Origin of the sequence: Legionella sp. ST3F1, assembly GCF_048553315.1 — a bacterium.
GTDB lineage: Bacteria > Pseudomonadota > Gammaproteobacteria > Legionellales > Legionellaceae > Tatlockia > Tatlockia donaldsonii.
The window spans coordinates 34255-48315 of the sequence record NZ_JBLZIO010000011.1 but is presented as its reverse complement, the minus strand read 5'-3'; the positions used below and the strand labels follow the sequence as shown (position 1 = coordinate 48315).

Sequence of the window (14061 nt, the reverse complement as noted above, 5' to 3'; positions counted from 1 at the left end):
ACTATTAACCCTGGATTAAATAACGTTGGGCCGCAGAGTAATTTTGGGCCTCATAACAATCCCGGATTAAATAACTTCGGGCCGCAGAGTAATTTTGGGCCCCATAATAATCCTGGATTAAATAACTTCGGGCCGCAGAGTAATTTTGGGCCCCATAATAATCCTGGACTGAATAACTTCGGGCCGCAGAGTAATTTTGGGCCGCACAATAATCCTGGATTTAACAATCTTAGACCAAGAACTTTTAACTCTCGTTTTTAATGAGGCAATGCGATCAAAGCTTTCATAGCAAAGTACTATAATTTAGTTACACCACCTTGAGGAGAAAGTAATGAAACGGACTCTTCTAATCTTGTTGGCCTCGTTTTCTTTAGGGAGTGCAACCTACGCAAATACCACCAATAATTCAGGATCAAATGCTACAAAGAATAATGCGCCCAAAACCGGAATAAGCCATCAAAGAGGGAACATGCCCACTACACCGGGCATCGTTAACCCACTACCCGGCACTACAATTCCCAATCCTCAGTTAACCCCTGGCAGTAAGACTAACCCATATAACCCACCAAGTACGAATACTGATACTACTCATTAAAAATGATAGCAATTGATTTAATAATAGGGGGGCAAACCAAGTATGATCATAATAATGAGGTAATAAAAATGAAATGCTAAGAGTTTTTTGAGACATGTTGTTCTGTTTTATCAACCTCGTCATCCGCAGCAAGTAGTTGTTGAGTCTCCCTTAAATCCTGTTTGTAGTTTTTTGTTGTTGCTGTTGAGCTTGAAATTTGCTGAGTATTAGGACTATCCCACTGTTTAACTTGACGCCAGTGAGTCGATTCACCATTTTGAAACATTCGACAAAAGATACTGCCATTGTATTGACCTTTATCATCTTTTTTAAAATGCAGTTGTAATAGTTCCTTGTGTGCAGCAACTGCGTCTACTTTATTGGCGCTATTTTTTATATCATCAACGAGTGCATCTTTTATCTGCCTCCACAGAGTGGCGTTATTGGTTGCTCGAGCCTTGAGCATTATCTCTTTTAGACGAACATGATCTTGCAAAGGAAATTCAAATTCCATTTTCTTCGCTTTATCAAAAGTTGGATCGGTAGAATCTCGTATATCACTTTGAATTTCGTCCCATCTTTTTTTGTCTCCTAACCCCATTGCCCAATTAAGCAGATAAACTGCCCGGCTTCCATTTGTGGGCGGCGCATCATACTTTACATGAACATCCTGTGCTAACGCTCTTGTGCCATGGCAATTTTTAAATTCCCCTTCCTCTCCATTGAAATTAAGGGAAAAACTAAACGCACTTTCATCTAAATTATGCCGTGCACCAGAAAAAGTGGTCATGTCTGTAAGCCTAATATTTTTTTCATCATCATCGATCTGGCTTTGCAGGGCATCAAATAAAGGCCTATCAAGCAGGGTACCGCCTCGTGTTTCCCACGCATAGTCACGTTGCTCATCATAGTGTTGTTTATTCCAGGCAATCACTACTTCCACTTGCGCGCCTTCGGGGGCATGTTTTAACATTTGCTGGATGACTTGTTTTCCTTCATCACTCTCTAATTGAGCGGCATTAATTCCTCCTGGCAAATGAATCATTGAAAGGCGAACGATATCCCCAGCCTGATCTTTGATCCGAAAGCACAAAGCGACGCAGTCTGTCATACCAGAAGTAAAAACACCATTTCCATCTTCAGGACCAATATTCACAACATTTTGTGGTGATAATACGGGCTCATATTTTGCATAGGAATAGGCGAAGGGATCATCATCTATAATTGCAGGCTCTTCTCCAGGCATCATAATATCTCACGTCATGAATAATTTAATTATATGCGTAGAGACCAAAATTTGCCCAAAAGAATCCATACCACCCAGCTAATAAGGCTAATTTGCAATTTTATGAATTCTCGAGCCCAATCAGGCGGGGTAGAAGCTTCTATACTAATCCCAGCTTGCTGCTTTAATCGTTTTCACTTCAATCAATAGCGACTTGAGTCGTTCGAAGGCGAGCATCATACTCCCTGCTCGCTTGCTCCAATGCTGTTATGTCATCGCTACAAATATGGTTTTTTAAGACATTAAATTTATCCTCATGCCAAGAGTAAATGTCTAACTTTAGGATTCGTTCGATGATGTCTTGCGCGAAGCGTTTTTTTATTATTTTGCCAGGACTTCCGGCCACGATGCTATAAGGCTCAATATCCCTGGTCACAATGGTATTTGCAGCTATTATCGCCCCTTCTCCAATAGTGACACCCGGCATAATTATTGAACGCATTCCGAGCCAAACACCATCCTTAATCACTGTATCTCCCTTCCCTTCATAGGCATCAACATACCTGTCTGCAAAAGGATAAAGACAAAACCAATCTGTACGGTGATTATGATTTCCGCCCAACATAATAATGACCTCGGCAGCAATACAAACATAATTACCAACATAAAGTTGATCAATTGGCCATTGCGGCTGCCAATTTTTTAGACTGTATTCATCTCCATAAAGATATCGGACTACGGTTTCCTCAAAACTCCCTGTCCATGCATCACTATAATAGCTATGCGTTCCTTTGATATGGATATTGGGATTTTTAACATGTTGATGTAAATACTCTATTTTGGACCAGTGTTTTTCTTCTGTCTTTTCCATAGCCATTTATTGGTGAATCAAAAAGGCAAATTTTAATCAGCAAAGAAAATTTGGCAAGCAACTTCATTCAACGGCTTAGGCCTTTGACCCCAAAATGAATTTAATTTTGACAAACCGCACTATTTAACTACACTAAATTTATATGTCTCTACACTAATGGAATAAAAACATGAAGTTAGAGAAAAACTATCAAACACAACATCCCCAAACCCCTCGCTATAAAGAGAGATTTCTGGATAACCCAACGCAATGTATTACAAAAAAGTCTATGGCTACAGTTGAATTAGACCATTTTAAACCAAGTGCTGAGTGGGGCGCTTAAAGGATGATGAAAAAACACTTATTTTACAAGTTAGGGAGTAAAATCTACCCGCTGCGCTGGTATCTCATCATCCTATGGGTGATTATAATCCTGGCCTGTGTTCCTCTGCTCATCCACATTGTTGCCCCTTTTAAAACAACCGGTTTTAAAGATGAGAATTCACAAAGTGCCAAGACCCAGGAATATATCGATAAGAAGCTGGGTTACGATAGCGCTAATAAATTTCTGATTATCTATCAGAGTAAAACTCTTCGGGCTGACCAATCCCTATTTAATAAGAAAATCAAACAATCTCTTTCGGGTTTGGAAAATTTCCCTATTAAACATGACATTTTCCTCCCCTCAGACAACAAACATCAAATTTCCAAGGATAAGCATTCTGCCTATGTCGTCGTCATTGTTAAAAGCCAGGAACCTCTTAATGCGAACACGCTAGCCAAATTTACAGCTGCAATAAAAAAACCATCCAATATGACTATTGAAATGGGCGGGCAGGCTATTTTTGTTAGAGAGATCAATAAAGAGACTCAGCATGACCTCTATAAGGCCGATTTTATCGCAACACCGGTGGCAATTATTACCTTACTAGTCGTTTTTGGCTCCCTAACTGCCGCTTTGCTGCCTATTCTTTTGGGGGGCGGATGCGCGCTCATAATCCTTACCGCCCTTTATATTTTAGGAGAATCCTGGACTCTCTCGGTGTATACCTTGAATATTGCTTTATTGTTAGGTCTCTGCCTGAGTCTGGATTATTCTCTATTTATCATCAGTCGCTTTCGCGAAGAATTACATAATGGCATCGATGTAAGCGAAGCCATTGCCATTACTGCAGAAACAGCGGGAAAAGCTATTTTTTTCAGTGGCCTAGCCGTTCTTATCAGTATTAGTGCTCTATTTCTTTTCCCTATTAATATTTTATTTTCTATGGCTGTTGGCGGGATCGTTGCCGTGGTGGTTGCAGTAATTACTGCGGTCATCGTACTCCCAGCTTTTCTTGCTGTTCTCAAAAACAAAATTAATCTTTTTTCGATCCATCTGCCCGGAAGAAAGAAGGAGCATAGCTCACCTGCCTGGCGTTGGCTGGCAGAAAAAGTTGTTGCTCATCCTTTATACTTTTTTTTCCCGATTCTTATTTTATTGCTCCTGCTTGGTTATCCATTCTTGTCGGCCAAATTTGGCGTATCAGATTATCGCATTACACCCAAAGAGTCCGAGAGCCGACAGTTTTTTAATACCTACGAAGAAGAATTTGATGTCAAATCATTAACCCCAATTTTGTTATTAGTTCAATCTCCCCATCATTATATTTTGTCGCAAGATAGTCTTTCCAAAATCTATACTTTAGTACAAAAACTAAAAGACCATCCCTCTATTGATGAGATTAGCGGAGTCGTCTCCTCTGATGGGAAATTAACCAAGAAACAATATATCAACCTCTATTCCACGCCTAAGAAATTTTTGGCTGCTAATATAAAAAAATTATTAGCAACAACGACAGGCTATTCTTTTGCTGTATTAAATGTGAGTAGTAATTATGAGAGCAATGACGCTCAAACCATACAACTGGTTAAGACTCTAAGAAATACCCAAGTGTCTTCTGGACTGACTATGGAAATTACTGGGACACCGGCCATAAACGTGGATGTTTTAAACCGTATTTCCCAGATTTTACCTTGGGCTTTGTTATGGATTATAGTTTTCACTTATCTCATTTTACTTCTGCTATTACGTTCTTTATTTATCCCTATTAAAGCCATTCTCATGAATTTATTAAGTCTTAGTGCCTGCTATGGTGCGCTTGTACTCGTATTTCAGGATGGTTATTTAGCGAAATACCTTAATTTTGAACCACAGGGAATGTTGGATATCAGTCTTTTAGTCATCATCTTTTGCGCCCTCTTTGGGTTCTCGATGGACTATGAGGTTTTTCTCTTATCGCGAATAAAAGAGGCTTATGAAAAAAATGGTCATCATAACAATAAAAGTATTATTTCGGGCATTGAGCGGAGCAGTCGCATTATTACCAGTGCCGCACTCATCGTTATCTTCATTTGCGGTTCATTTTTAGTTGCCGATGTATTAATGGTGAAAGCCTTTGGGCTTGGCATCGCAGTGGCGATTTTTGTGGATGCTTTTTTAATTCGGACGCTCCTCGTTCCCTCCACTATGGTATTGCTTAAAGAATGGAATTGGTATCTGCCTAAATGGCTAGATAGGATTTTGCCAAAACTATAATAATAGAAAGTGGAGTCTAGATTACTTTGATAGGAAGGAAGAAAAATTGAAAAGGAAAACAGCCAATACCCTGCATGAAATGTTTGAGCTACAAGTTAAACAAAGACCACAAAAAATTGCAGCTATTTTTGGAAGACAGTCCATTAGTTACGCGCAATTAAATCAGAGGGCAAATCAGCTAGCCCATTATTTGCGGACATTGGGCGTGACCGCAGAAACGCAAGTTGCCCTCTGCATGAATCGCTCCATCGATTTTCTTATTGCGATTATGGCAATTCTAAAGGCAGGGGGAGCCTATATTCCTTTAGACCCGTCATCTCCGGAAGAGCGGTTATTACTCATTTTACATGAAGGATCAACGTCCATTCTCATTACGACGAGTGAATGGAAAAGAAAATTGTCTCGCTACCAGGGAAAAACCCTTCTTTTTAATGAAGAGGAAGAATTTCGCAAGCAATCACCAGATAATCTTCAATCAGTAACGTCCCCTCATCACCTGGCTTATATAATTTATACGTCTGGTTCAACTGGTAAGCCTAAAGGGGTACTCATCGAGCATGAGGGGGTTGTCAATTACGCGAAGTGGTTTGCTGATTATTGCACGTTAAACACACAACAATTGGTTGATTTTTCTTCCAACCCGTCTTTTGATTTTGCGCTAACAACCTCGCTTGTGCCCTTGACAATTGGCTTAACCGTTGTGATTTGTGAAGATAAAGTTAAAAAAGATCCTGGTCTGTATCTGAATTATCTTGTCACCAGCAAAGTCAGTTTCATTAAAATAACGCCCAGTTATTTTAGAGTCTTGTTACATCAGCTAAAAATGAAGTGCAGGCCTCTTCATCATCTGAAAAAAGTCATGTTGGCAGGAGAAAATTTAGCCGCTAGTGATTGTGCAGCCTGGTTGAGTTTTTATCCCAAACATCGTTTGTTTAATGAATACGGTCCTACGGAAACCAGTGTTGCTGTTTGTCTATATCAAATTGATTCTAAAAATATTTCCAGTCTGGGAGCAAATGTACCTATTGGTAGGTTGGTTCCTAATTGCCAATCTTATCTCCTTGATGAAAATGGCTTGCCTGTTGCTGATGGAGAGATCGGTGAACTTTATCTGGGCGGTTGTTGTGTAGCCCGTGGATATTTAAACAATAAGGCATTAACAGAGCGATACTTTATTAAAGACCCTTTCAACAATGCCCCCAATGCCCGCTTGTACAAAACCGGCGATTTATGCCGCCGCCTGCCGAAGGGGGAACTGGAGTGCATCGGAAGGATCGATCATCAGATAAAGATACGAGGATTTCGAGTAGAACCAGCCGAGATTGAACACTGTTTAGCGGCTCATCACCAGCTCAAATCCGCCGTAGTCATTACTGCCGATGGCTATCGCAAGGAGAAAATATTAGTCGCTTATTACATTCTGAAAGATAAAAATCAGGCTGTAAGTGACAATGAACTGCGGCAATATTTAAAGCTGTACTTGCCTGATTTCATGATTCCTTCTTGTTTTGTCTGCATGGAATCCTTTCCACTCAATGCCAATGATAAGCTAGACACCGTCGCCTTGCCTGCTCCCTCCTTCACTCCAACCATAGGACAGGTGGCACCCCAGACCCCCCTGGAGAAAATACTTGCTGAAATTTGGTCGGAGGAACTAGGTATAAAACCAATTGGTATTCATGATGATTTTTTTGATTTGGGAGGACATTCTTTGTCGGCAGCGAGAATTATTACAACCATTAATCACGCTCTAGGAAAAGAAATCAGTTTACAAAATTTTTATCAGAAGCCAACCATAGCAGCTGTGGCCAGCTTGCTCGATCAATTACAAGAAATAAGGCAGCAAACAGATAGTTATGCGGAGACTTATAAGGATAAGAATCAGCTGCCATTGAGTGATTTCCAATTCACTTTATGGCTATCAAATACCTTTGAATCGAAGGCCAAAAAATTAAATATCTGCGCGCGAGAACGTGTGCAAGGGATGTTGGATTTGGAAAAACTAAATGCTGCCTTGGCTTTGATTATTAGAAAACATGAAACCTTATGCTACCGAGTATTCTCTTTTCGGCCTGTCCAGTCTCTCCAGAAAAATCGTCCTCCCGAGATCACAGTAAAAAATCTCGCCTCGCTGTCTGAGAAAGAAAGCGAGATTGTTTTAGAGACTTCCTTCAATGAGTTAAGGGCACTCTATCCCTGGCCTAAAAATCAACCGCTGATAATGGTTCGTTTATTTTATTTAAAGGGCAGAAACACAGAAATCCAACTTTGTATGCCTCATATTATTTCTGATCATGTTTCACCTGCAATCTTGCTCGCTGACTTATCCAATTTTTACCTATCTGCTCAGTCGCCCTCTTTGGACAGAGATACCCGTTATCGAGAATATATATTCAAAGAACAAGCCTATACTCAAACTTATTTTAATCGCGACTTGATGTTCTGGGAGGACTATTTGGAGGATGCTTCTTTATTTACCTTTCCCGCGGAATATGTTGTAGCCAATATGAAGAAAAGCAAAACTCCTTATTCAACCTACACAGAAATCTCTCAGGAGGCACTGCAAAATCTGCGACTATTCTGTGCTCATAACCATATAAGCCTTAATGATGGTTTGAGTAGTGTCCTTTTGTTAGCGCTGCGTAATTGTTGTGGCGATAAGCTCAATGCACGTTCTTCCATCTGTATTACTAAAGTTAAATCTACTCGCGATGATCATAAATATGACAAGACCATCGGTTGCTTCTTGGAGCTGGAGCTAATTAAGGCGCAGATTAACAAACAATCTACCTTAAACTCGGTCTGCAAACAGGTTCATGAATCGATCATGACTACCAGCCCTTATCAAAAATGTTCTAATTTGGTAAAGCTCGCCAGTATAGGCACCTTTCGAGAACCTAAAAAAATTAAAGAATATGGTGTCAAACTATTAACCTGGTTATATAGTTGTTTATTCCCTACCCTTCAATTAAACCGAAAAATCCTCAACTGCTGTGGCCGCTTAAGTTCTTTTAAAGGTAATAATTTTCTCATCAATATCAATATGCATAGTGATTTTTTAACCTCAGAAAGGGAGAGCACCTCGTTATTTGGATTAAAAACACAACATGTAAACAATTATCAATATGATTTATTGGAAGTAGACAATTTTCTCGATATTTGCTTTCTGCGTATGGCCGATAACAGACCCCACATGGCTATTTCAGCCAATTTGACTACCGAGTTTCGTGAGAGGCTTGCCAAAGAAATCCTGCGAATTATGAAAGAGGATACCAAACAATATTATCCAAAAGATCAATCAATGTTTTGTGCTTAAGCTGAATTCTGATAAAGTCTTGAGGAAAATCATTAAATTATCAAGGAGCAAGGATGATAAGAAAGTTTTTTATTATCATCACTGCCTATCTGTTTGTTCAAACTGCAGTGGCATGTGATAGAGCTTTACCTACAAACGATGCGAACTTTTGCTCATCGTTTAAATCCGTAGCTGCCTGTTACTGCACATCCTCGGGACTTCCATCTGGAATGTGTCAAGATGTGAAAAAGCTATACGCACGATTGTTAATTATATATGGTTCTCTTCAAACAGCTTGTGACCGCCAGAAGTATACGACCCCTCAGGATTGTATGGATAACTGGAATTGCTATCTGTTTGGTAGGGTTAATTCTCCAGGCCGGATTTGTAGTAAGGCCTGCCAATAATTTTGTTAGCGAAGTTATCTCCTCCTTTCTTAGGAAAGAAATGAGGAGATAAGAGAGAGAGTGTTTATTGTGATTGTCAAAAATTTGTTACTAGCCAGTATGTTACCCTTGTATTTGTATTCAATGAATAGCCATGCTGGTGAAGAAGGGCTTCCCTTTCATCCTCGTTTTTATATTGGCGCACTTGGGGGTTACGCTTCAACGACTTGGCACGGCTTAGTACCCTCCCAAGAAAATCAAAACTTAGCCCTAAATGTTTCCACTCCAATTCATACCAGAGAAGGCGGTGCAGGTTGGGGGGCTTTTGTTGGACATGAATTTTCCCGCTCTTTCGCTATCGAATTTAGTTATATGCATTACCCTAAAGCGGAAATCTCATTTGATGCTGCGAGCTTATTCAGCTTTGAGAATAATGAATCGACAACCTTTTCTACTAAAACGGAAACAGTCAGTTTAACCGGCAAAATTATGCTGCCTATCTACAATACTTCCCTTAGACTTTTTTCCAGTGCCGGTGTTGCAGGCGTACATCGAGATGATTTACTGGTGGAAGACTGGCGTCTGAGCCCAACATTCAGTGTCGGATTAAATACCCCCCTGGGAGAACACCTCATGGCTGAAATCGCTGGAAATTATACCGCTGGATATGGGGAGTCGCAGTTAAACCCTGTAAATACCTTTTTTCCTTTTTTATATTCGGTTGTTGGACGCTTAGCTTATTTTTTTTAAGGAGCAGCCACATCGGGCTGTTCTCCTAACTCATTTTCATGCTGGTATATACTTGTAATAGAGTACTCACCAAATCATGGAGTGATCATGCATAAATTAATTGAGATTGAAGGAATTGGCGAACAATATGCTGCGCTTCTGCAAACGGCCGGTATTGAAAACCAAACTCAATTGTTAGACGTTTGTGGTCATCGCAATGGCCGACAAACCATTGCGGAACAAACAGGTATTAGTCCTAAGCTAATCCTGAAATGGACTAATCAAGCTGATCTGGCACGCATCAAAGGTATCAGTGAGGAATATAGTGAATTATTAGAACGCAGTGGAGTGGATTCAGTTCTGGAGTTGGCACAACGTCGCCCGGACAATTTGCATCAAGCACTCCAGGCAACCAATGAACATACTAGACTGGTGCGCCAGCTGCCAAGTTTATCGCAAGTTGAATCCTGGATAATCCAGGCCAAAAAACTACCTCGCGCGGTATACCATTAAGTTAATCGCGTCTGACATGAGCGTTCAGGCCCTGAAAGATGCAGGGCCTCTTCTTCACACCGATCTAACGTCGTTTTATGCCTAAAGCAGTCAATAAAGAACGCATTAGATCACGCATAATTTGCCGTACCACCTGACGAAATAAGGTATTTTTACTTATCTGCTCTATCATGCCAGGCTCCTGAGGGTCTGCCGTGCCTCTCTTGGTTGTGGTCTCGGTAGTATTTGTTTGCGTTGCACTCGCCACTTGCTTGGCCAGTATCTCTTTAGCCGATTCGCGTTCTATGCGCTGTCCATAGCGAGCGATTAACGTTGATTGCGCCACAACAGCAGCTAACTCCTGCGGGTTGAGCACCCCCATGCGTGATTCCGGAGCACGGATCAAACATTCAACAAGCGGTGTCGGCTCTCCTTTGGCATTCAAACCGCTGACCAAGGCTTCACCAATTCCTAAAGCAGTCAATAATTGCTCTGTATTGTAATACGTAGAAGGTGGGAAGTTTTGTGCCACCAGTTTCATCGCCTTGCGATCTTTCGCAGTGAAAGCACGTAAGGCATGTTGTATTTTTAAACCAAGCTGGCTCAATACCGCATCGGGAATATCATTGGGTGTTTGCGTACAAAAAATTAAACCAACCCCCTTGGAGCGAATTAATTTAACCATGGTATCCAATAAACTTAATAAGGCTTTACTGGCATTACTGAAAATTAAATGGGCCTCATCAATAAAGAGAATTAGCTTTGGCTTAGGCGGATCACCGAGTTCGGGCATCACGCGATAAACATCAGATAATAACTTCAGCATAAACGTAGAAAATAATTTTGGTTTATCTTGCATATCCAACAAACGCAAGATTGAAATTATCCCCTGGCCTTGAGCATTAGTTCGCACCAAATCCATGACGTTAAATGCTGGCTCGCCAAAAAATTTGTCACCGCCCTGAGCCTCAAGCTCAATAATTTTACGAACAATAGTCCCCACTGATGAAGTGGCTACAGAACCAAAAGAAGCTTCAATTTTTGCGCTACCGGCATCGCTTTGGGCAAATTGTAATAACGCTTTAAAATCAGCCAGTTCAATCAAGGGTAACTTATTATCTTTTGCATATTCAAAAAGAACAGTGATAACGCCTGCTTGTGTTTCATTCACATCAAGCATGCGGGAAAACAGGACTGCACCAAAATCACTAATGGTTGAGCGTAAAGGAACACCTTCCTGGGTTGACTCATTTAAAGTGAGCATTTCAACCGGAAAGGCACGTGGAACATAACTAAGATTTAACGATTTGCTGCGTGATAATAAAAACTCAGAAGCCTCCCCTGGCATAGCCAAGCCCGAGACATCTCCCTTGATATCCATCACTAAACTAGGAACACCTTGTAAGGAAAGTTGCTCACTAAGCACTTGGATGGTCTTGGTTTTACCACTACCGGTTGCACCAGCAATTAGGCCATGGCGATTTAAGGATTTAAGCACCAAATTGACTGGGGAATCAGCAAGTAATTCTTCATTAAGAAGAATACCGCCTAATTGCAAGGCAGGAAATCCTTCCTCATGATAAGGATTACGTAAATCATCGTACATAGCAACGTCCTTGTTGACCTTTAATCCATTAATTATAACTCAGATTTTTGCAGCAGATTCAATTAGTTTACAATTCTGTTTTAATTGTAAAGGCTATTCTTCCACCTTCTCCGAGTTATCAGAGTCGCTGCTCAACTCGCGGCTGATCCCCATCCTGGGTAGGAGCATGCTCCTGAGTAGTATCCGTAGTTTGAGGCGTTGACCAAAACAAGGAGCGCAAAGAGCTAACATAACTCATTGAACTCTGGACCAGCTCACCTGCCTTTTTGCGCGACAACCAGCTTTCCTGAGAAGAGGCTGCTCCTAAGCTGCGTTCTTCCTGGATACTGTGATCTATAACAACAACACGCTCATGCTGTTCAGGCCTATCATCTCCTGTCATTTCCTCTGTCCTGGCAGGCTTTGACCAGTTAAAGATATTCGGAACGTATTGAGTAATACCAGCTAACAAGCCAGAGAAAAATTTGTAAATGGATTGACCAACACTAATCTTTACTTGGGCATCCAAAACAGGAACTTGCACATCCAAAGGTATCTGTTCCTCTAATTGCTCTGGCCCAGCCAGATCAAAAGTATCGCGCACGAATCCAATGCCCGCGTTAATTACAGCCAAACAAAACGCTTTTTTGCGCTCAAATAACCATCTACGCGTTTCATCATCCTTCTGTGGATTCAGAGCAAAATCCTCATCCAAAAAAGTTGTAGAGGCGACTTTAATTATCGCGTTACGTATAAAACCTTCTCTATCCTCTAGCTCCTGGGACCATAGCTCTATAAAATCAACAGGCGTTTCATAAGCACTGATTGGGAAAGGAAGCAGCTCTTTTGAAAGTTCATGGTATAGATAATCATTTTGCTCCGGTGTAAATGCACTCTCTACACTAGCGATAAATTGACCAAAAAAATCACCTTTTTTTATCTCAGCCCACTTCTGACGCGCTGCTTCCCGAGCCTCTTCAGCAAGCCGCTCCTCTTCCTCTCGTCTTTCTTCCTGTATTTCAACCGTTAAAGGCAGGTGCTCATAGGCTAATAATTCGACCGCTTGTCCTTGAACAGTTGAAAAGGGATTATATTTTGCCTTCATGCTTTCAGGGTATCGTCCCCATCCGGAAGGAAGGTAGTGTTCTATTATTTTAACTCCATACCTCGTTATACCCGTGTCATGGTAAAGAATACCATCTTGTACGCGGTAAAATTCGTTTCTAAGGGGGGCTTCTTCTCCCAGACTATAATTAACAGACCAAATACCCTCCCCCTCTGGACTCCATTCGCCTGCCAAGGAAGGATTATCTTCGCGAGCAGAAGCACTTTCAGCGCGTACCAGGCCATCTTCCTGTACAAAACGCACCCATTTATTGTCTTTTTGAGACCAGAATGTTCCAATAATCATAATTAGATACCGTTTGATTTATTGATCAGCGATCCAGCATAGCATAAAAAGATTAAGAAAAGCTTAAAGTCTAAACATTAAGTCTTTACTGAGCACACTACTTAACGAATCTGACAGGCTGGGCACAGACCATAAATATTCAAAGCATGGTCAGTCATTTTAAAATTGGCTTCCTCTGCAATCATACGTTGCCGTTGTTCGATAATTTCATCAATAAATTCTTCGACCCTGCCGCATTTTACACAGACCAGATGGTCATGATGTTCCCCCTGGCTGAGTTCAAATACCGAATGACCACCTTCAAAATTATGACGGGCGACTAAACCAGCTGCTTCAAACTGCGTGAGCACACGGTAAACCGTTGCCAAACCAACATCCTCCCCCATATCCAGTAACGCTTTGTATACGCTCTCTGCACTTAAATGATGATCTCGTGATTGCTCTAAAATCTGTAATACTTTCAAGCGGGGCATCGTGATCTTTAATCCGGCGTCTTTTAATTGCTGGCTCTCTTCCACAAGCACTCCTCTGCGTGATATTCAACACCTTTGATCCAGGTGTCTTTCTATTGATGGCATGCTATTATGGCGAAATTTTTCACGACAGGCAAAAAAAATGCGAATTAGAACCATTCTCATTAGTATCGCGTTGACCTTAACACTCACCCACTGTGTGGACTATGATTTTTCCAGACGGATTGTGCAACAAGGTAATTTATTACCCCAAAGCAAAATTGAACGTTTAAGACTAGGTATGAGTAAACATGACGTTGCAATTCTCATGGGGACCAGTTTACTAAGCCCCACTTTTAACAATGAGCGCTGGGACTACGCCTATACCTGGCGTAAAGGCGGCAATGGCATGCATGTACGCAACTTAAGCTTGTATTTTTCTCATGGCGTGTTATCGCGTATTGAGCATCATCCATAATGACTG

At 41.1% G+C, this 14061-nt stretch carries 11 protein-coding genes and 1 pseudogene; 7 read left to right on the top strand and 5 right to left on the bottom strand.

Features of this window, described 5'->3' with window-relative positions:
• Positions 1 to 331: 331 nt before the first annotated feature.
• Positions 332 to 595 carry a hypothetical protein gene (locus ACN4Z1_RS09125; protein WP_228363771.1) on the top strand — a complete coding sequence of 88 codons (264 nt, stop codon included), beginning with the start codon at positions 332 to 334 and terminating at the stop codon, positions 593 to 595.
• A gap of 76 nt (positions 596 to 671) precedes the next feature.
• On the opposite strand, the gene ACN4Z1_RS09120 is transcribed toward ACN4Z1_RS09125, so the two are convergent.
• On the bottom strand, positions 672 to 1823 hold the full coding sequence (locus ACN4Z1_RS09120; protein ID WP_419388116.1) for a hypothetical protein: 1152 nt from the start codon (positions 1821 to 1823) through the stop codon (positions 672 to 674).
• 175 nt (positions 1824 to 1998) lie between these two features.
• Positions 1999 to 2676, bottom strand: coding sequence for a CatB-related O-acetyltransferase (locus ACN4Z1_RS09115; RefSeq protein WP_419388115.1), 678 nt, complete (start codon positions 2674 to 2676; stop codon positions 1999 to 2001).
• A gap of 163 nt (positions 2677 to 2839) precedes the next feature.
• On the opposite strand from ACN4Z1_RS09115, the gene ACN4Z1_RS09110 reads away from it, so the two are divergent.
• From ACN4Z1_RS09110 to ACN4Z1_RS09090, 5 genes are all read left to right on the top strand, one after another.
• Positions 2840 to 2992, top strand: coding sequence for a hypothetical protein (locus ACN4Z1_RS09110; RefSeq protein ID WP_228363768.1), 153 nt, complete (start codon positions 2840 to 2842; stop codon positions 2990 to 2992).
• Positions 2993 to 2995: 3 nt separating this feature from the next.
• Entirely contained in the window at positions 2996 to 5227 is a 2232-nt protein-coding gene (locus tag ACN4Z1_RS09105; RefSeq protein WP_228363767.1) for an MMPL family transporter, read from the top strand.
• Between the two features lie 46 nt (positions 5228 to 5273).
• Complete coding sequence (locus tag ACN4Z1_RS09100; protein WP_419388114.1) at positions 5274 to 8543, top strand: non-ribosomal peptide synthetase; 3270 nt, start codon at positions 5274 to 5276, stop codon at positions 8541 to 8543.
• A gap of 446 nt (positions 8544 to 8989) precedes the next feature.
• On the top strand, positions 8990 to 9658 hold the full coding sequence (locus ACN4Z1_RS09095) for a hypothetical protein (protein WP_228363765.1): 669 nt from the start codon (positions 8990 to 8992) through the stop codon (positions 9656 to 9658).
• An 87-nt stretch (positions 9659 to 9745) separates the two neighbouring features.
• Complete coding sequence (locus tag ACN4Z1_RS09090; RefSeq protein ID WP_228363764.1) at positions 9746 to 10150, top strand: DUF4332 domain-containing protein; 405 nt, start codon at positions 9746 to 9748, stop codon at positions 10148 to 10150.
• 64 nt (positions 10151 to 10214) lie between these two features.
• On the opposite strand, the gene ACN4Z1_RS09085 is transcribed toward ACN4Z1_RS09090, so the two are convergent.
• The 3 genes from ACN4Z1_RS09085 to fur all read right to left on the bottom strand — a co-directional run bounded on the left by ACN4Z1_RS09085 (position 10215) and on the right by fur (position 13643).
• Entirely contained in the window at positions 10215 to 11735 is a 1521-nt protein-coding gene (locus ACN4Z1_RS09085) for a helicase HerA-like domain-containing protein (RefSeq protein WP_228363763.1), read from the bottom strand.
• Positions 11736 to 11853: 118 nt separating this feature from the next.
• Positions 11854 to 13125: a hypothetical protein gene (locus ACN4Z1_RS09080; protein WP_228363762.1), complete on the bottom strand. Its 1272-nt coding sequence runs from the start codon at positions 13123 to 13125 to the stop codon at positions 11854 to 11856.
• A 101-nt stretch (positions 13126 to 13226) separates the two neighbouring features.
• Positions 13227 to 13643 carry a ferric iron uptake transcriptional regulator gene (fur, locus tag ACN4Z1_RS09075; protein ID WP_115220266.1) on the bottom strand — a complete coding sequence of 139 codons (417 nt, stop codon included), beginning with the start codon at positions 13641 to 13643 and terminating at the stop codon, positions 13227 to 13229.
• 66 nt (positions 13644 to 13709) lie between these two features.
• Here fur and ACN4Z1_RS09070 point away from each other — a divergent pair.
• Positions 13710 to 14055: pseudogene (locus ACN4Z1_RS09070) on the top strand (outer membrane protein assembly factor BamE).
• Positions 14056 to 14061: the final 6 nt, after the last annotated feature.